Annotated in this window: 15 protein-coding genes; 8 read left to right on the forward strand and 7 right to left on the reverse strand. The window is 69.9% G+C overall.

Translation table 11 applies throughout. From position 1 onward, the window contains the following. The first annotated feature begins 156 nt into the window (after positions 1-156). Positions 157-1,752: a nucleobase:cation symporter-2 family protein gene (locus tag KEC57_RS11940; RefSeq protein ID WP_229384835.1), complete on the forward strand. Its 1,596-nt coding sequence runs from the start codon at positions 157-159 to the stop codon at positions 1,750-1,752. A gap of 395 nt (positions 1,753-2,147) precedes the next feature. Here KEC57_RS11940 and hpxO read toward each other — a convergent pair whose 3' ends face one another. From hpxO to uraD, 3 genes are read right to left on the reverse strand one after another with little or no spacing between them, the layout of a single operon-like run. Next, positions 2,148-3,341: an FAD-dependent urate hydroxylase HpxO gene (gene hpxO / locus KEC57_RS11945; protein WP_229384836.1), complete on the reverse strand. Its 1,194-nt coding sequence runs from the start codon at positions 3,339-3,341 to the stop codon at positions 2,148-2,150. A 5-nt stretch (positions 3,342-3,346) separates the two neighbouring features. Then, positions 3,347-3,682 (reverse strand): hydroxyisourate hydrolase, encoded by a 336-nt coding sequence (uraH, locus tag KEC57_RS11950; protein ID WP_229384837.1) that lies wholly within the window; start codon positions 3,680-3,682, stop codon positions 3,347-3,349. Beyond that, positions 3,679-4,272, reverse strand: coding sequence for a 2-oxo-4-hydroxy-4-carboxy-5-ureidoimidazoline decarboxylase (gene uraD / locus KEC57_RS11955; RefSeq protein WP_229384838.1), 594 nt, complete (start codon positions 4,270-4,272; stop codon positions 3,679-3,681). Before uraD ends, uraH begins: the two co-directional genes overlap by 4 nt. A 115-nt stretch (positions 4,273-4,387) precedes the next feature. Here uraD and KEC57_RS11960 point away from each other — a divergent pair, with 115 nt between their 5' ends. The 7 genes from KEC57_RS11960 to KEC57_RS11990 all read left to right on the forward strand — a co-directional run bounded on the left by KEC57_RS11960 (position 4,388) and on the right by KEC57_RS11990 (position 13,634). Then, positions 4,388-4,996 carry a helix-turn-helix domain-containing protein gene (locus tag KEC57_RS11960; RefSeq protein WP_229384839.1) on the forward strand — a complete coding sequence of 203 codons (609 nt, stop codon included), beginning with the start codon at positions 4,388-4,390 and terminating at the stop codon, positions 4,994-4,996. Between the two features lie 140 nt (positions 4,997-5,136). Continuing rightward, positions 5,137-6,654, forward strand: coding sequence for an NCS1 family nucleobase:cation symporter-1 (locus KEC57_RS11965; RefSeq protein WP_229384840.1), 1,518 nt, complete (start codon positions 5,137-5,139; stop codon positions 6,652-6,654). Next, entirely contained in the window at positions 6,655-8,037 is a 1,383-nt protein-coding gene (gene allB / locus KEC57_RS11970) for an allantoinase AllB (RefSeq protein WP_229384841.1), read from the forward strand. Further along, the gene (locus KEC57_RS11975) at positions 8,034-9,197 is read left to right on the forward strand and encodes an acetamidase/formamidase family protein (protein ID WP_372457034.1); all 1,164 of its coding nucleotides are present in this window, start codon (positions 8,034-8,036) and stop codon (positions 9,195-9,197) included. Before allB ends, KEC57_RS11975 begins: the two co-directional genes overlap by 4 nt. Further along, a complete protein-coding gene (locus KEC57_RS11980; protein ID WP_229384842.1) occupies positions 9,194-10,843 on the forward strand; it encodes an AtzH-like domain-containing protein in 1,650 nt (549 codons plus the stop codon). Before KEC57_RS11975 ends, KEC57_RS11980 begins: the two co-directional genes overlap by 4 nt. 160 nt (positions 10,844-11,003) lie before the next feature. Then, positions 11,004-12,239 carry a pyridoxal-phosphate-dependent aminotransferase family protein gene (locus KEC57_RS11985; protein WP_229384843.1) on the forward strand — a complete coding sequence of 412 codons (1,236 nt, stop codon included), beginning with the start codon at positions 11,004-11,006 and terminating at the stop codon, positions 12,237-12,239. 93 nt (positions 12,240-12,332) lie between these two features. Continuing rightward, the gene (locus KEC57_RS11990; protein ID WP_229384844.1) at positions 12,333-13,634 is read left to right on the forward strand and encodes an allantoate amidohydrolase; all 1,302 of its coding nucleotides are present in this window, start codon (positions 12,333-12,335) and stop codon (positions 13,632-13,634) included. Positions 13,635-13,728: 94 nt separating this feature from the next. Here KEC57_RS11990 and KEC57_RS11995 read toward each other — a convergent pair whose 3' ends face one another. Genes KEC57_RS11995 through KEC57_RS12010 form a run of 4 tightly spaced genes read right to left on the reverse strand, consistent with a single transcriptional unit; the run spans position 13,729 to position 17,351 of the window. Then, complete coding sequence (locus KEC57_RS11995; RefSeq protein WP_229384845.1) at positions 13,729-14,532, reverse strand: ABC transporter permease; 804 nt, start codon at positions 14,530-14,532, stop codon at positions 13,729-13,731. Beyond that, positions 14,529-15,335, reverse strand: a complete 807-nt coding sequence (locus KEC57_RS12000; protein WP_229384846.1) for an ABC transporter permease — start codon at positions 15,333-15,335, stop codon at positions 14,529-14,531. The genes KEC57_RS11995 and KEC57_RS12000 overlap by 4 nt, the downstream gene beginning before the upstream one ends. Next, complete coding sequence (locus KEC57_RS12005) at positions 15,335-16,210, reverse strand: ABC transporter ATP-binding protein (RefSeq protein ID WP_229384847.1); 876 nt, start codon at positions 16,208-16,210, stop codon at positions 15,335-15,337. Before KEC57_RS12005 ends, KEC57_RS12000 begins: the two co-directional genes overlap by 1 nt. 22 nt (positions 16,211-16,232) lie before the next feature. Further along, positions 16,233-17,351, reverse strand: coding sequence for an ABC transporter substrate-binding protein (locus KEC57_RS12010; protein ID WP_229384848.1), 1,119 nt, complete (start codon positions 17,349-17,351; stop codon positions 16,233-16,235). Between the last annotated feature and the right edge of the window lie 50 nt (positions 17,352-17,401).

Genomic DNA, 17,401 nt, shown 5'->3' on the forward strand with positions numbered 1-17,401 from the left:
TCATATAGCGTGCGGGTTGCGTCTCTGTTTCGCGCTGTGAATTCCGTGCGACGACTGCACGCATCCCCTGGTGGACGGCGGATGCCGACCCCTAGGTTCTGACGCACGGCAAGGGCGCGCGGCCCTCGCCCCGCGCCCCGCAGAACGGAGTGCGGCATGGCGAAGACGGACGAGGCGGTCGAGCAGGACACCGGCAAGGCGGCCAGAAGAGAGGCGCGCCGGGTGCGCGCCGCCGAGAACGCGGTCGATTCGATCCCTCCGTTCGCGCGACTCTTCCCTCTCGGGCTGCAGCACGTGCTCGCGATGTACGCGGGTGCGGTCGCGGTGCCCCTCATCGTCGGGGGAGCCCTCGGCTACTCGGCGGCAGACCTCACGTTCCTCATCAGCGCCGACCTGTTCGTGGCCGGCATCGCCACGATCATCCAGTCGGTGGGGTTCTGGCGCTTCGGTGTGCGGCTGCCCCTCATGCAGGGTGTGACCTTCGCCGCGGTGGGACCGATGATCGCGATCGGCCAGAGCGAGGGGATCCAGGCGGTCTTCGGCGCGACGATCGCGTGCGGGCTGTTCATGATCCTGGTCGCGCCCTTCTTCTCGCAGCTGCTGCGCTTCTTCCCGCCGATCGTGACCGGAACCGTGATCCTCATCATCGGCCTGTCGCTCATGCGCGTCGCCGCGGGCTGGATCATCGACGGGTCGACCGAAGGCGCGCCGCCGATCAATGTCGCGTTCGCGTTCGGCACGCTCCTGCTGATCGTGCTCATCGAGCGCTTCGCGCCGCCCGCGCTGCAGCGCGTCTCTGTTCTGCTCGGGCTCGTGCTCGGGACGGTCGCCGCGCTGTTCGTGCCCGGAATGGTCGACTGGTCGCACGTCGGCGACGCCGCCTGGTTCGCGGTCGTGACTCCGTTCCATTTCGGCTTGCCGACCTTCCAGGTGGCGTCGGTCGTGTCGATGATCATCGTCGGGATCGTCATCATGACCGAGACGACCGGCGACATGATCGCCGTCGGCGAGATCGTCGAGAAGCCGGTCGACAGGCGACAGCTGGCCGACGGCCTCCGCGCCGACGGCCTCGGCACCGTGATCGGCGGCATCTTCAACACGTTCCCCTATACCGCGTTCGCGCAGAACGTCGGTCTCGTCTCGCTCACCGGGGTGCGCTCGCGCTATGTCGCGACAGCTGCGGGCGTGATGCTCGTCGTCCTCGGCCTGATCCCCAAGGTCTCGTCGGTCGTCGAGGGTGTTCCCCGCGCCGTGCTGGGCGGAGCGGGGATCGCACTGTTCGGCATGGTTGCGGCATCCGGGATCCGGACGCTCACGAAGGCGAAGTTCAACAACAAGAACGTGCTCATCGTGGCGATCTCGGTGGGGGTGGCGCTGCTGCCGACCGTCGCGCCCACGATCTACGACCAGTTCCCGCAGTGGTTCACGCTGATCTTCGACTCGGGAATCTCCGCGGGCGCGATCTTCGCGATCCTGCTGAATCTGCTGCTCAACTCCGACGAGATGCGCGCGAGCGCCGCCGCCGATCCCGCGCTCGCAGCATACGACGCCGTGCGCGGCCCGGCAGCGGCGGCCCTCGTGCACCCTGACGCGGAAGGAACCGGCCTCATTCCGACGCAGGTTCTCGACGCGGATGCCGCACCCCAGGCATCCCTCGATCCCGTCGCCGCCGAGCCCGGTGCGAAGGTCCCCGACGGACCCGAGCGAGGCGTGGCGGAGCCGGGCACGCCGGAAGCGAGGCTGCAGCCCTAGGCCGCGGCGCACCGACCGAGCCGATCGGCCCCGCGCCGATCGGACGCAGAGCGAATCGGATCCGCACAGCCACGGACTCGGCGCCCCCGGAGGAACGGAAGGCGCGCATCCGCGGAATTGCCCGTGTCCGATGAGAAGCGGGGGCAGCGCACCAGCGCCCCTCGCCGGAGAACGACGGCGGGAGACCCGGGTATCCGGACACCCGGGTCCCGCCGTCGTTGGATGGGTCCCCGTGGGCTGCTCTGCTCACCGGTCCGCTCGCGATGTCGAGTGCTGCAGTTTCCTGCGAGTGCGCCGTCGCGCGACGCAGCCCTCGCAGGAAAGTGCCGCGCTCGCCGGGAAGTGTGCTCGCCGGGAAGCGCGGGACTCGCAGGGAAGTGCCGGGCCGGGAGCGGCTACAGGACCCCGACGCCGAGGTTGATCGGGCTGCCCTCGATGTTGCCGACGATGCCGCGGATGATGCCGACCCCGTCGGCGTCGCGGAGGCTCTCGTACCAGGCTGCCGTCACCGCGGGATCGTAGCCGTGGGTCTCGTCGCCGCGCTTGCGGGCCCGCAGCACGAGCTCGCCTGCGCGCTCGGTGCGCATCCGCTCGTAGCGCTTGAGCGAATCCTCGACGCTGATCGTGTGGGTGGCGAGGCTGATCGCGAGCGCGAAGCTGTCTTCGAGCGCGGAGCACGCCCCCTGGCCGATGTCGGGCGAGGTGTTGTGGGCGGCGTCTCCGAGGATCGCGACGCGTCCGCGGGTCCACGTGTGGAAGGGGTCGATGTCCCAGATCTCGACCCGGTTGAGCGAGGCATCCGGGTCGATCGCCGAGAGGAGCTTCTGCACGCCCGGCGCCCAGTGGCCGAACGCCTCGACGAGCGGCGCCGTGCCGTACGACCGCTCGTACGGCAGCCCGGCAGGCTGAGGCACGTCGAACCAGAAGTAGAAGCGGTCGCCCTCGACGGGCATCACCGCGGCGCGCTTGCCCTCGGCCACGTACGTCGTCCACTGGTCGGCGGGGCCGACCTCGGGGTCGACGGTCACCAGTCCGTTGAAGTTCGTGTAGCCCGAGTAGCTGCGTTCGATCGGCGTCGCTGCGGCGTCGGCGCCGGTGACGTAGTCGCGCGTGATCGATCGTGCGCCGTCGGCGCCGATGAGCAGGTCGGCGGTGTCGACGCTGCCGTCGGCGAAGGTCGCGGTGACGACGCGGCCGTCGTCGGAGATCTCCACCACCTGCTTGCCGAGATGGATGTCGTCCAGACCGAATGCGCGCATGAGGAGCGCCTGCAGATCGGCGCGGGCGACGGGGTAGGGTCGCTGTCCCGTCTGTTCGGCGACCGGTTCGAGGCTGAAGCGGCACAGCTGCTCGCCGGAACGGCCGTCGAGGTAGGCCATGTGGTCCATGCGCCCGCCGAGGGCGGCGACCTCATCGCCGAGGCCCAGCCAGTTGAGCACCTTGACCCCGTTGGACCACAGCGAGAGGGCGGCGCCGACGGGCTTGTTCTCGCGCATGCGGTCGTAGATCACGACGTCGTGCCCGAGTCGCTTCAGGGCGATGCCCGCACTGGTGCCGCCGATGCCGGCTCCGACGATCACGATCTTCATGCCGGTCAGCTCCCTCGATAGGTGGAATATGCGAACGGACTCAGCAGCAGCGGCACGTGCAGGTGGCCCGACGAGGCATCGACGGTGAAGGTCACCGTCACGAGCGGGTAGAAGCTCGTGATCCCGCGGTCGGCGAACCAGGCGCCGGTGCCGAACGTCAGCGCGTACATGCCCGGCTCGAGGGTCTCAGGACCGAGCGCGAGGCGGCCGTCGCCATCGGTGAACCCTTGCGCGACCCCCTCGGTGCCGCCGCCGGGGAGGTGCCGTGCGAGTGACACGACCATGTGCTCGGCGGGGGCGCCGGTCACCGCGTCGAGCACATGGGTGGTGAGGTGGCTCATGCGGGGACTCCTTCGTCCGTGGACGTGCTCGGGGGCTGACCGGCGGAGGAATGAGCGGGTTCGGCGGATGCCGGGGGCGAGCTCTCAGGGGTGGGCGGCGTGAGGGCTTGGCGCAGGCGCAGCAGCGCGATCTCAGTAAGCTGCGCGGTCGCCTCGGCGGCCTCGGTGTCGTCGTCGTTGCCGAGCCGACGCTCGAGCTCGGCCAGGATCTCGTCGGGATTGCGTCCGGCGGCGCGGATGAGGAAGACCCGCCCGAACCGGGCCTCATAGGCCGCGTTGCTGTCGGCGATCCGTGCGGCGACGGGGGATGCGGCATCCGTCATCGACGCCTGCTCGCGGCGGGATGCCTCGGCCTCGGCGCTCGTGCCGCGCGGCTTCTCGCCGATGCGCGGGTGGTGGGCCAGCGCCGCGTCGAGGTCTGCGCGCGTCCAGGTCGCGGCGAGGCGCTCGGCGACCTCGACGAGGTCCGCCACCGACGAGTAGGGGCGCCGGACGACGACGGCGTTCGCCCAGCGCGGGATCGCCGCCCAGACGAGCGCGGAGGCGCGTGCGTCGGCGGCATCCTGCGCGTTGAAGTCGGCGATGAGCACATCTTCCCTTTCGTCCTGTGAACGGTATCTCTGCTGCCGACGAGCGACGTTTCGCCCGTGTAAAGGGAACGTAACCCGAGTCCGTCTACGATGGGCCAGGAGCGGGGAGGGCCGAATGGACGAGATGCCGCTGCCCGCGCAGATCGGGGCTCGACTGCGCAAGCTGCGCGGATCGACCGGACGCTCGCTCGCCTCGGTCGCCCAGGAGATGGGTATCTCGGCGAGCGCGCTGTCGCAGATCGAGACCGGTGCGATGCAGCCTTCAGTGAACCGTCTCGTCGAGCTCGTGGGCGTGCTGGGCGCGCCCGTTTCGGCGATCTTCGACGATCTCGAGGTGTTCTCGCCCGAGATCACCGACCACGGCGCGGATGTCACCGAGCCGATCGACGGCGTCCTCGTCTCGCACGGCGCGGCGGCGACCGCGCACCTCGGGCAGGGTGTCAGCTATCGCAGGCTGTCGCCGGCCCCGCTGGCCGGTGTCGACTACTTCGAATCGACGTATCCCCCCGGCACCTCATCGAGTCTCGACGGCGCCATGCTCGTGCACCCGGGGTATGAGAGTGGGTACGTGATGAGCGGCGAGCTGACGTTCGAGTTCACAGAGGGCGAGGTGGTGCTGGGCCCGGGCGGATCGCTCTCGTTCGCAGCAACCCGCCCGCATCGCGTGGCCAATCGCACGCGCGGAAACGCTGTCGCCATCTGGCTGACCATCGTCGGGACTTAAGCGGGAGCTTAAACGTCACGGAGGCGTTACACGAGCGAAATCCGCAGGGCCGGTTTAAGCAATAGCTTGACGTTCACGACGCCGATGACGCCGTCGGAGCACCATCCAGCACCGCTCGCACCGCCACGTCTGGAGTCGCCATGACCGTCACCCGCCCCACCCCTGATTTCGATACGAACATCGGTTCGGATCCGCACCCCTCGCTCTACAACGAAGACCTCGCTCCACTCACGCAGGACAAGCGCCGCTGGGGAGCCTTCGAGTTCTTCAACGTCTGGACGAACGACGTCCAGAGTCTCGCCGGCTACACGCTCGCGGCGAGTCTGTTCATCACGGCCGGCATCAACGGCTGGTGGGTCTTCGCGGCGATCATCCTCGCGGGTGTGTTCGTCAATTTCCTCGTGAACCTGACCGGCAAGCCGAGCGTGAAGTACGGCATCCCCTACGCCGTGATGGCCCGCTCGAGCATGGGCGTGCGCGGGGCGCAGTTCCCCGCGCTCATCCGCGGAATCGTCGCGATCTTCTGGTACGGGGCGCAGACATACTTCGCCTCGACAGCGGTCGCACTCGCGCTCGATGCGATCTTCGGCAACCCGGAGCTTCCCCTGTTCCTCGGCATGGATGCGATCGACTGGATCTCCTACGTATTCGTCGCGGCGCTGCAGGTCGTGCTCTTCCTCAAAGGCATCGCGTGGATCGAGAGGTTCCTCAACTTCGCCGGGCCCGCCGTCTACGTCGTGATGATCGCGCTGCTCGTCGCGATCTGGGTGCAGGCCGGCGACCGGCTGCTGCCCGCCGTCGGCTCGATCTTCAACAACAGCTCGGTCGAGGGCTGGGCGGCCGTCGGCGCGTTCTTCGGCGTCATCGGCACGATGATCGCCTACTTCTCGGCCGTCATCATCAACTTCGGCGACTTCGCGCGGTTCTCCCGCACCGAGAAGGCGATGAAGCGCGGCAACTTCTATGGCCTGCCCGTCAGCTTGACGTTCTTCACTTTCCTGAGCCTGTTCACGACCGCCGGCGCCTTCATCGTCCTGCAGGGCGGCGAAGGGGTGCCCCTGACGAACCCCGCCGAGATCGTCGGTCTTGTCGGCAACGTATTCCTCACGATCATCGCAGCGGTCACGTTCGTCATCGCGACGATCGGCATCAACCTCGTCGCGAACTTCATCCCGCCGGCGTACGACCTGTCGAACCTCGCTCCGCAGCGCATCAGCTTCCAGACGGGCGGCTACCTCACCGCGGCACTCGGCTTCATCGTCGGGGCGCTGTGGGTCGCGACGATCAGCCAGATCGGGCTGCCGATGTTCGTCGATACGCTCGGCGCGATCCTCGCGCCGCTCTACGGTGTTCTCGTGGCCGACTACTACATCGTGCAGCGTCGAGCCGTGCACGTGGCCGATCTCTACTCGATGGAGAAATCCGGTCGGTACTTCTACCAGAAGGGCTGGAACGTGCGGGCGCTCATCGCGATCGGCGTCGCGGGTGTCTTCTCGATCGCGGCGGTCTGGGTGCCGGCGCTCGCCGGACTCAGCGGCTTCGCGTGGGTCATCGGCGCCCTCCTCGGCGCGGCCCTCTACACCGCGGTCATGTGGTCGTATCGACCGAAGCCGGTTGCCGAGCCGGTCGAGCCCGTCGCCGTCGAAACAGGAGCCTGAGTGACGCAGAAACGACTCGTCATCCGCGCCGGGAGGGCCTTCATCGGAGGAGCCTCCCGGCCGGCGGCCGTCGTCGTAGAGGACGGGCGAATCGTCGACATCCTCGACGCGCGCGATCCTGTCGCCAATGCGAAGCAGCGGCGCGTTCCCGACGACGCCGTGCTGCTGCCGGGCCTCGTCGACTCGCACGTCCACGTCAACGAACCGGGGCGCACCGAGTGGGAGGGGTTCCGCTCCGCGACGCTCGCAGCCGCGGCAGGCGGCATCACGACCCTCGTCGACATGCCGCTGAACTCGATCCCGGCCACGACGACACCCGATGCGCTCGCCGTCAAGAAAGCCGCGGCCGCTCCGGCGGCGTTCGTCGACGTCGGATTCTGGGGAGGCGCCGTGCCCGAGAACCTCGGCAACCTGGAGGCTCTTCACCACGCCGGCGTCTACGGCTTCAAGTGCTTCCTCGCGCCGTCGGGCGTCGACGAGTTCGGACACCTCGACCGGTCGCAGCTCGCCGCCGCGATGGAGGAGATCGCGGCGATCGGCTCGCGCCTCATCGTGCACGCCGAAGACCCGGCGCTGCTGCACGACACCGGGGCGCTCGGCCGCGGCTACGAGGCGTTCCTCGCGTCGCGCCCTCCGGCGAGCGAAGCGTCCGCCATCGGAGCCGTGATCGACGAGGCCCGCCGCACCGGCGCTCGCGCGCACATCCTGCATCTGAGCGACGCCCATTCGCTGCCCGCGATCCGTGCCGCCAAGGCGGAGGGGGTCGCGCTCACCGTCGAGACGTGCCCGCACTACCTGACGATCACGGCCGAGGAGATTCCCGACGGCGCCTCGGAGTTCAAGTGCTGTCCACCGATCCGCGACTCGGGCAACCGCGACCTGCTGTGGGAGGGGGTCGTCGACGGCACGATCGACGCGATCGTCAGCGACCACTCGCCCTCGACGGTGGATCTGAAGCGCTCTGGCGACGGCGACTTCGGCCTGGCCTGGGGAGGCATCGCGGGACTCCAGGTGGGGCTGTCGGCGGTGTGGACCGAGGCGCGGGGTCGCGGCATCCCGCTCGAGACGATCCTGCCGCTGTACACGACCGGACCCGCGCGCGTCGCGGGACTGGAGGGTGCGGGCGTCATCGAAGTGGGTGCGCCCGCGCATCTGACGGTCTTCGGGCTCGACGACGCCTTCCCGATCTCTGCGGGCGAACTGCTGCACCGCAACCCGATCACGGCGTACGACCACCGCACGCTCACCGGGCGCGTCCGCCGCACCTGGCTGCGCGGACGCACCGTCTACGACGTGACCGAGGGCGGCGCGGGCCAGTCGCCCCGCTTCCGCGGGCGCCCGCGGGGGCGACTGCTGTCGGCCGTGGCAGGGGTGCCGGCATGAGCGGACACACCACCGACACGCGCATGGGCTTCAATGGCGGCATGCGCGATGAACTCCCCATCCTCCAGCCGGGCGTCGGCGAGATCCCCGGCGACCACTATCTTGCGGCGACGCCGGCGACGGTCATGTGGGGGCGACTGCCGTGCCGGGCGGATGCCGCGGTCCTGACGATCGCGCCGGGCGACACCGTGACGATCGACACGGTGAGTCACGAGGGGATCCTCGAGGATCAGGGGAAGGACCCGCTCGCGTTCTTCGCCGCGCACGGGGTGCCTGCGGCATCCGTTCTCGCAGACGCCGTCGAGATCGCCGCGGCGCTCGCCCGCGATCCGCTCGCGGACGGACCGCATGTCGTGACCGGTCCGATCCTGGTCGAGGGGGCGCATCCCGGCGACCTCCTGAAGATCACGGTCGAGCGGCTCGACCCGCGTGTGCCGTACGGGGTCATCTCGAACCGTCACGGCAAGGGCGCACTGCCGGGAGAGCTGCCGCGCGGGGAGCACAACGTCAGCGTCTTCGCTCCGATCGAGCGACGCGACGGCCACTGGAGGGGCGTGCTGCCCCTCGTCGAAGGCGGTGCGCGGGTCGTGGAGTTCCCGCTGGCGCCGTTCCTGGGCACGATGGGCCTCGCGGTCGACGACGACGCCCGCCCGCATTCGGTTCCGCCTGGCGCCCACGGCGGCAACATCGACATCAACCTCCTCGTCGAAGGCGCGGTGCTCTACCTGCCGGTACAGGTCGAGGGCGCGCTGGCATACGTCGGCGATCCGCACTTCGCGCAGGGCGACGGAGAGGTCGCGCTCACCGCGCTCGAGGCATCGCTGCGCGCGACCCTGGGCTTCGATGTCGTTCCCCGCGCCGAGGCGCTCGCGGCGTTCGGCGAGGTCGCGGGCCCGCTGGTGCGCACCGACGAATACCTCGTGCCGACGGGCCTCGATCCCGACCTCGGCGTCGCGATGCGCAACTGCGTGCGCGCGGCGCTCTCGCTGCTGCAGGCCCGTTACGGCATGGACGAGCACCTCGCCTACGCGTACCTGTCGGCGGCGACGGACTTCGACATCTCGCAGGTGGTCGACATCGTCTGCGGTGTGCACGCGCGCATCCGCGAGGCGGACTTCGCGGGCGTCCGGGTCGCGGCGACCGCGGAGGAGACATCATGACCGAGCCGGCGCCACTTCCGCCCGCGGTGATCCCCGGCGCCGAGGGTGTGCCGCTGGACCTGCTGGCCGCGTTCGAGCTGTACGAATCGGCGATCATCGCCGACGACATCGAGGTGCTCGACGCGACATTCGCCCCCGGCCCCGACACCCTGCGCGGCGACGCGGCCGGACTTCTCATCGGGCACGACGCGATCTCGGCGTTCCGCGGTACACGGGGTGGCGTCGCGCCGCGGACGATCGAGCGGATCGAGCATCGGGCGCTGGGAACGGATGCCGCTCTGCTGGTCTCGGTGTCGCGCTACGCCGGCGGCGGCAGAGGGCTGCAGACCCAGCTCTGGCAGCGCATCGACGGAGCCTGGTGCATCACCGCCGCGCACGTGTCGCCGCGCGCGCAGCCCTTGGACCGCACGGTCTGGCGCACCGTCGGCGATCCGCTGTGGCAGGGCGCGTGGGACGGAGCGCTGGCCGGCCTCACCGTCGCGGTCAAGGACCTCTTCGCGATCAAGGGGTACCGCATCGGCGCGGGCAACCCGGCCTTCCTCGACTCGGCGCGTGCCGAGACCACGACCGCCCCCGCCGTGAGCGACCTGCTGCGCGCCGGTGCGTCGCTGCGCGGCATCGCCCGCACCGACGAGTTCGCGTACTCGATCGCGGGCGACAACGTGCACTACGGCACCCCTCAGAACGGTGCACTTCCGGGAGCCCTGCCCGGCGGCTCGTCGAGCGGACCGGCGGCCGCGGTCGCCACCGGTCAATGCGACATCGGCCTCGCGACCGACACCGCGGGTTCGGTGCGGGTGCCCGCGTCGTATCAGGGACTGTGGGGCCTGCGCACGACGCACGGGCTCGTGCCGCGCCAGGGACTCCTGCCGCTCGCGCAGTCGTTCGACACCGTCGGGTGGCTGACGCGCGACGGCGACACCCTGCAGCGCGTCGCCGACTGGTGCCTCAGCTACGACAGCTTCGACCCGGCCGAGAGCGGCGCCGCATCCGATCGCGGGCGATGGGGCGAGTCCGGCACCGACCTGCCGTGGCGCTTCGTCGTGCCCGACGAGGTGCTCGCCGCGGCAGAGCCGTCCACGCGCGACGCCTTCGAAGCGCTGCTCGCACGGCTCGCCGCGACCGCCGAGGCCCCCGTCGTCGAGCGCGCCTCGATCGGCGACCTCGACGACTACCTCGTGCCGTTCCGCACCGTGCAGGCCGCGGAGGCCTGGCGCAACAACGGCGCCTGGATCCGTGAGCACCCCGGAGCCGTCGGCCCCGCCGTGGCCGAGCGATTCGCCGCCGCCGCCGATGTCACGGCCGAGGACGAGGCATCCGCTCGCGCTCTTCTCACGCCGCTGCGGGAGCGCGTGCGCGACCTGGTGCACGGTGCCGTGCTGCTTCTGCCCACGGTCCCCGGTCCGGCGCCGGTGCGCGGGCAGAGCGGTGCGGGCATCGATGCCGTGCGCATCGCCACCCTGCGCATGACGTCGCCTGCCGCCGTCGGCGGGCTTCCCGCGCTGTCGGCACCGCTGCTCACCGTCGCCTCGACCCTCGGCCCCGCACCCGTCGGGGTCTGCCTCGTCTCGCGCGAGGGCACCGATATCGCCCTCGTGCGTCTCGCGCGGCGCCTGGCCGGCGTGGTCGCGGCGACGGTGTCGTGAGCACGAATCCCGCGCTCCGCGCGCCGTCGCATTCGCGCGTCGGTGCGGGCGGAGCGAATCGATCCCGGGCGTGCGCGCGCAGCGCATCGACTCGTGCGAACCATGTCGAGTCGCGTGCCCGCCCCACCGGCCGCATCGACGCGAACGAACGGAGACAACCATGACGGATGCCGCGACGATCCCCGGCCCGATCGACCCGCCCGCGCGCCTGCTGATGGGCCCCGGCCCGATCTCGGCCTACCCGAGCGTGCTGCGTGCGATGTCGGCACCCCTCGTCGGCCAGTACGACCCGTTCATGACCGCCGCGATGGCCGAGACGCAGGAGCTCTATCGAGGCGTGTGGGGCACGCGCAACGACGCGACCCTGCTGATCGACGGCACATCGCGCGCCGGCATCGAGGCGGCGATCGTGTCGCTCGTGCGCCCGGGGGACCGGGTGCTGGTGCCGGTGTTCGGCCGCTTCGGTCACCTGCTCGCCGAGATCGCCGAGCGTGCGATGGCCGAGGTGCACACGATCGAGACCGAGTGGGGGCAGGTGTTTCCCGTCTCGGTCATCGAAGAGGCGATCGTGCGCGTCAAGCCCACTCTCCTCGCTCTCGTGCAGGGCGACACCTCCACGACGATGAACCAACCCCTCGACGAGGTCGGCGCGATCTGCGCGAAGCACGGCGTGCTCTTCTACAGCGACGCGACGGCATCCCTCGGCGGCAACGCGTTCGAAGCCGACGCGTGGGGCCTGGATGCCGCGACCGCCGGCCTGCAGAAATGCCTCGGCGGCCCGTCGGGGTCCTCGCCCCTCACCCTGTCGGAACGGGCCGTCGAGGTCGTGCGCTCACGCGGACGCGTCGAGGCCGGGATCCGCGAGCCGGGGGATGCCTCGGCCGCCGACTTCGTGCGCTCGAACTACTTCGACCTCGGGATGATCCTGGACTACTGGGGTCCGCGGCGGCTCAACCATCACACCGAGGCGACCTCGATGCTGTACGCCGCCCGGGAGTGCGCCCGGGTGCTGCTCCTCGAGGGCCGCGACGCGGTCATCGAGCGTCACCGCGTCGCCGGAGCCGCGATGCTCGCCGGCGTGCAGGGACTCGGCCTCACCGTGTTCGGCGACCTGGCCCACAAGATGAACAATGTGGTCGCCGTCGAGATCCCGGCCGGGGTACCCGGCGACGAGGCGCGCGCCGCGGTGCTCACCGACTTCGGAATCGAGATCGGCACGTCGTTCGGCCCGCTCCACGGCCGCGTGTGGCGCATCGGCACGATGGGCTACAACGCCCGCGAGGACGCCGTGCTCACGACTCTCGCCGCCCTCGAGGCGGTGCTGCGGCGCTTCGGCGCGTCGGTGCCCGCCGCCGGCGGCACGGATGCCGCGGCCGACACCTTCCGGGCGGCATGACGTGTCCTTCGTCAAAGCCCCGTCGAGAGTGCACGAACTGCGGTCGTTCCGGGTGTTCGCGAACATTTCGTGCACTCTCGGCCGGGCCTCGCGATGACCCGTAGAGGACTGCTCGGCGTCGAGAGCGATCTCGTCGCCACGGCCGCGCGTCGCGTGATGGCGCGATGCGACGAACTCGCCCGGGTCTCGGCGATCCGCGGATCGATCGAACGCGTCTACCTCTCACCCGAGCACGCGCGCGTCAACCGGCTCGCTGCCGAGTGGATGCGCGAGATCGGCATGACGACCCGGCAGGACGCGGCGGGCAACCAGCTCGGCCGGATCGCACCCGTCTCGGGTGAGCCCGACGCGCCCGCGCTGCTGCTGGGATCGCACCTCGACACCGTGCCCGACGCGGGCCGGTTCGACGGAATCGTCGGCGTGCTGATGGCCCTCGAGGTGGTCCGCCTGCTGCGCGTTCCCGGCGACGAGGCGGCCCGCACCGGGCTGCCGTTCGCGCTCGAGGTCATCGCGTTCTCGGACGAGGAGGGCACCCGCTTCGGCAAGGCGCTGCTGGGTTCGTCGGCCGTCTCGGGTTCGTGGAACGACGACTGGTGGACGCTGACGGATGCCGAAGGCACGAGCTTGCGCGAAGCGTTCCTCGACTTCGGACTCGACCCGGGTCGCGTGGGCGAGGCCGCGCGGCGGCCCGCCGAGCTGGTCGGATACCTCGAGGCCCACATCGAGCAGGGCCCCCAGCTCGACCGGCGGGGCGAGTCGCTCGCGGTGGTGTCGTCGATCGCGTCGGCCCGGCGCTTCCAGCTCACTGTCGAGGGCGAGGCGCGGCACGCGGGAGGCACCCCGTACGACATGCGCCACGACGCGCTGCTCGGCGCCTCGGAGGCCGCACTCGCCGTGGAGCGGATCTGCCGCGGCGAGCACCACGTCATCGGCACGGTCGGCCAGCTCGAGGCGTTCCCCGGCGCGGTGAACATCGTGCCCGGCGAGGCTCAGCTCTCGCTCGATCTCCGCGGCGAGTTCGACGGGGAGCGCGATCGGGTGTGGCTGGCGATCGAGCGCGAGCTCGACACCATCATGGGGCGACGCGGCCTGCGCTGGCGCGCCCGCGAGGTGCACAGCGCCCCGGCCGTGTTCTGCGCGCCGCTGCTGCAGGATGTCGTGCGCGAAGGCATCCTCTCGACGCTTCCCGACGGAGCCGACGATCCCGCGATCCTGTTCAGTCCTGCCGGGCACGACGGCATGGCGATCGGCGCCATCACCGACGTCGGCATGCTGTTCCTGCGCAACCCGCACGGCATCAGCCACCACCCCGACGAGGCGGTGTCGACCGCGGACGTGGCGCTCGGCATCCGGGCCCTCGCCGAAGCCGTCCTGCAGCTCGCCGCCGATCGCTGACCCCAGCCCTCGACCCCGTCGAGAGTGCACGAACCGCGGTCTCAAGCCCGCTGGATCGCGCTTTGCGCACTCTCGACGGGATGGGTCAGGGGGGTCAGCGCTGGGCGGTCGTCATGCCCATGCGTGCCAGGACGATGTTCTCGACGACCTGCACGATGTTGTAGAGCAGCAGGGTGATGATCGTGATGAGCGCCACCGACGCCCACAGCTCGTCGAAGCGTGCCGACGCGGTGAACTTCACGATCATGCCGCCGATGCCTTGACCGGTCGACAGCCACTCCGCGAGCAGCGCGCCGGTGACCGCACCGGGCACCGACACGCGTGCCGCGGCGAACAGCGACGGCAGCGCCCCCGGCACATTCACCTTGTGCAGCTGCGTCGCGCGCCCGCCGCCGTAGACGTGCACGAGGTCCAGGCTCTCCTTCGACGCGCGGCTGAGCCCGAACATGATCGAGGCGAGTGCGGGGAAGAGCACGACGATCGAGCCGATGACGGCGACGGATGCCACGGTGCCGCGTCCGGTGATGAGGATGATGACGGGCGCGATCGCCACGAGCGGGACGCTCCGCAGCAGCAGGGCGAGCGGCATGACCCCCGCCTCGACCGCGCGCGACAGCGAGAAGGCGAGCGCGAAGACGACGGCCACCAGCATGCCGACGACGAAGCCGATCGCGGCGTCCTGCAGCGTCTGGGCGAGCAGCGGTGCGAGCTCGGCCCGATTCGCCGCGGCCTCGGCCTCGACGAAGAGGTAGTTCCACACGTCGAGCGGGCCCTTGGCGACGTACGGCGAGATGCCGGTGAGGTTCACCACCGCCCACCACAGCGCGATGACGATCACGAACGTCAGGAGTGCGTTGAGCAGCGAGCGCCCGGTGGTTCGCCAGACCGCGGTCATCATGCGACGGCCCTTCCCGACACCCACGGTGTCACCGCGCGCGCGAGCAGGCCCACGAGCGCATATCCGATGAGTGCGACGACCGCCGAGAGCAGGAAGACCGCCCATACTCGCGCTGAGTCGAGATCGCCCTGCAGTTTGATGAGGGTGATGCCGACGCCGCGGTCGGTGCCGCCCATGTATTCGCCGAGCACCGCGCCGAGGAATGCAGCCGGCACGGCAATCTGCAGTGCGTTGAGGATCGCCGGCAGTGCCGCGATCAGACGCACCTTGCGCAGCTGCGTGAACCGCGAGCCGCCGTAGACGTGCACGACGTCGAGACTCGAGCGGTCGGACGCACGGAAGCCCAGCAGGGCGCCGACGACCGTGGTGAAGAAGACGGCGAGGGCGGCGAGGAAGATCGCGGTCGCGCTCGGGTCGCCGGCGCGCTTGGCGCCTCCGAGCACGACGATCGCGATGCCGCCCACGGCGACCACGGGCAGGCAGTAGCTGACGACCGCGATCTGGACGACGACGGGCTCGATCCGGGGCAGCAGCAGCACGGTCGCCGCGATCAGCAGCGCGATGGCGTTGCCCCACGCGTACCCGATGAGGGCCTCGGTGATGGTCACCTGGAAGACGCTCCAGTAGGCCGCGAGGCCGTCCTGCCAGATGGTCTGGAACACGACGAAGGGCGACGGGACCGGAGTGAAGGTCGTCCCCGGCGGCGGCTGGAAGATCGTCACCGAGAACAGCCACCACGCCAGGATCAGCACGGCGGTGCCGATCAGGGCGGCGAGCCAGCCCGGGATGGTGCGCCCGCGCATCAGGCTTCCGCGGCAGCGCGGCCGTCCGCGCCGAAAAGCAGTTCCGACGCGCGATCCACGAGGGCATGGAACTCGGGCGTGCGCTGCATGTCGGGGGTGCGCGGATGCGGCAGATCGACCTCGATGATCTCCTTGATGCGACCGGGGCGCGGAGACATCACCGCGACACGATCCGAGAGGAATATCGCCTCCGAGACGCCGTGCGTCACGAGGAGAGTCGTGGCGGGCTTCTCGGTCCAGATGCGCAGCAGTTCGAGGTTGAGGTTTTGACGGGTCATGTCGTCGAGCGCGCCGAACGGCTCGTCGAGCAGGAGCACCGAGGGCTTGAGGGCGAGGGCGCGCGCGATCGAGACGCGCTGGCGCATGCCGCCCGAAAGCTGCGCGGGCTTGGCCTTCTCGAAGCCGGTGAGACCGACGAGCGCGATGAGCTCGTCGATGTATGCCTTGTCGGCGCGACGTCCGGCGATCTCGAACACCAGCCGGATGTTGGCGTACACGCTCCGCCACGGCAGCAGTGCGTGGTCCTGGAAGGCGATGCCCAGCTCGCTGTCGCGCCGCAGCTGGGCCGGGGTCTTGCCGTCGACGAACACTTCTCCGGTGGTCGGCGACTCGAGGTCGGCGAGGATGCGGAGGATCGTCGACTTGCCGCACCCCGAAGGGCCGAGAAGGGCGAGGAACGACCCCTTGTCGGTATGCAGGTGGGTGTCCTGCAGGGCGGTCACGCTCTGTCCGCGACCCGTCTGGAACGTCTTGCTGAGTCCGTCGATGCGGATGCCGGTGCCGGGCGCCGGCACCGGCGACGAGGTCTCCCCCGTCGCCGGTGCCGCGACCGCGGCATCCGATGTGTCGATGTCGTTCAGATGCGTGTCGGTCATGAGTGCTGTCCGGTCTCTGGGACTACGGCAGGTAGTCCTTCAGCTCGGGGTTCTCCTCGTATATCTCGTCGATGATCGTCGTGTCGAAGAGATCGTCGACCGACACGTCCCAGCCTGCGGCTGCGAGCGAGGCGACGGTCTGCTTCTTGAGGTCGTCCGAGATGGTGAACAGGCCGTTGGCCTCGGTCTCGTCGGTCGAGATCAGCAGCTTCTCCGCCTCGAGGCCGGCGGCGGTCTTGACCGGGTCGAGCGCTCCGAAGATCGCCTCCAGGCCGTCCTCCGACTCGGATGCCGCCTGGTTGTAGTACGTATCGATGAGCGAGACGGTGTCGTCGGTCGACTCGGTGAAGACGTCGGTCCAGCCCTTGATCTCGGCCGTCAGGAATGCCTTCAGCAGGTCCTTGTTCTCGGCGAGGAACTGGTCGGTGACGCTGAACGTCTCGGCGACGTAGGGCACGCCGTTCTCGGCGTACGAGAGGTTCGTGACGTCGTAGCCGGCGAGCTCGACCGTGAGGGCCTCGTTCGTCAGATAGGCCATGAAGCCGTCGACCTCGCCGTTCATGAGGGGAGTCGGGTCGAAGTCGACCGGCACGACGGTGACGTCGGCCGGGTCGATGTCGTTCGCGTTGAGCAGGGCCGCGAACACCGAGGCGTTGGAGTCCTGCACGCCGATCGTCTTGCCGATGAGGTCTTCGGGCGACGTGATGTTGCCGCCGTCGGCGAGCGACAGGATCGTGAACGGGTTCTTCTGGAAGGTTGCGCCGATGATCTTCAGCGGCGCCTCCTCCTCGGCGATCGCGGCGCCGATCGACGCGGCGTCGCTGAGGGCGACCTGGACACTGCCCGAGAGCAGCTTCGCGACGCCGGTGTCGGGTCCGGAGATGCCGATCACCTCGTCGAAGCCGGCCTCGTCGTAGTAGCCGTTCTCGTAGGCGTAGAACTCGCCTGCGAACTCCTCGTTCTTGATCCAGGAGTACTGGACGCTGATCTCGCCGTAGGAGGCCGCCTCTGCGGCGCCGTCGCTCGCGCCGGGCTCTGCGCCACCGGAGGCGCAGCCGGCGAGGACGAGGGCGGATGCGACGAACGCGGCTGCTGCGGCCGCGATGCGGTACTGACGCCCTGGGTTGCTGTGTCGTGCCATCGGGTGTGGCTCCCCTTCATGATGATGTGATTGGTGCGACGCTAAGCCGT

Source organism: Microbacterium allomyrinae (assembly GCF_020682705.1).
Taxonomy (GTDB): domain Bacteria; phylum Actinomycetota; class Actinomycetes; order Actinomycetales; family Microbacteriaceae; genus Microbacterium; species Microbacterium allomyrinae.

What these genes read in the sequence shown, in the direction of transcription:
- KEC57_RS11990 (WP_229384844.1), top strand. Translation starts at nt 12,333, where the DNA reads ATGACCCGTAGAGGACTGCTCGGCGTCGAGAGCGATCTCGTCGCCACG.
- KEC57_RS11940 (WP_229384835.1), top strand. Translation starts at nt 157, where the DNA reads ATGGCGAAGACGGACGAGGCGGTCGAGCAGGACACCGGCAAGGCGGCC.
- KEC57_RS11965 (WP_229384840.1), top strand. Translation starts at nt 5,137, where the DNA reads ATGACCGTCACCCGCCCCACCCCTGATTTCGATACGAACATCGGTTCG.
- uraH (WP_229384837.1), bottom strand. Translation starts at nt 3,682, where the DNA reads ATGAGCCACCTCACCACCCATGTGCTCGACGCGGTGACCGGCGCCCCC.
- KEC57_RS12010 (WP_229384848.1), bottom strand. Translation starts at nt 17,351, where the DNA reads ATGGCACGACACAGCAACCCAGGGCGTCAGTACCGCATCGCGGCCGCA.
- KEC57_RS11995 (WP_229384845.1), bottom strand. Translation starts at nt 14,532, where the DNA reads ATGATGACCGCGGTCTGGCGAACCACCGGGCGCTCGCTGCTCAACGCA.
- hpxO (WP_229384836.1), bottom strand. Translation starts at nt 3,341, where the DNA reads ATGAAGATCGTGATCGTCGGAGCCGGCATCGGCGGCACCAGTGCGGGC.
- KEC57_RS11985 (WP_229384843.1), top strand. Translation starts at nt 11,004, where the DNA reads ATGACGGATGCCGCGACGATCCCCGGCCCGATCGACCCGCCCGCGCGC.
- KEC57_RS11960 (WP_229384839.1), top strand. Translation starts at nt 4,388, where the DNA reads ATGGACGAGATGCCGCTGCCCGCGCAGATCGGGGCTCGACTGCGCAAG.
- KEC57_RS12005 (WP_229384847.1), bottom strand. Translation starts at nt 16,210, where the DNA reads ATGACCGACACGCATCTGAACGACATCGACACATCGGATGCCGCGGTC.
- KEC57_RS11980 (WP_229384842.1), top strand. Translation starts at nt 9,194, where the DNA reads ATGACCGAGCCGGCGCCACTTCCGCCCGCGGTGATCCCCGGCGCCGAG.
- KEC57_RS12000 (WP_229384846.1), bottom strand. Translation starts at nt 15,335, where the DNA reads ATGCGCGGGCGCACCATCCCGGGCTGGCTCGCCGCCCTGATCGGCACC.
- KEC57_RS11975 (WP_372457034.1), top strand. Translation starts at nt 8,034, where the DNA reads ATGAGCGGACACACCACCGACACGCGCATGGGCTTCAATGGCGGCATG.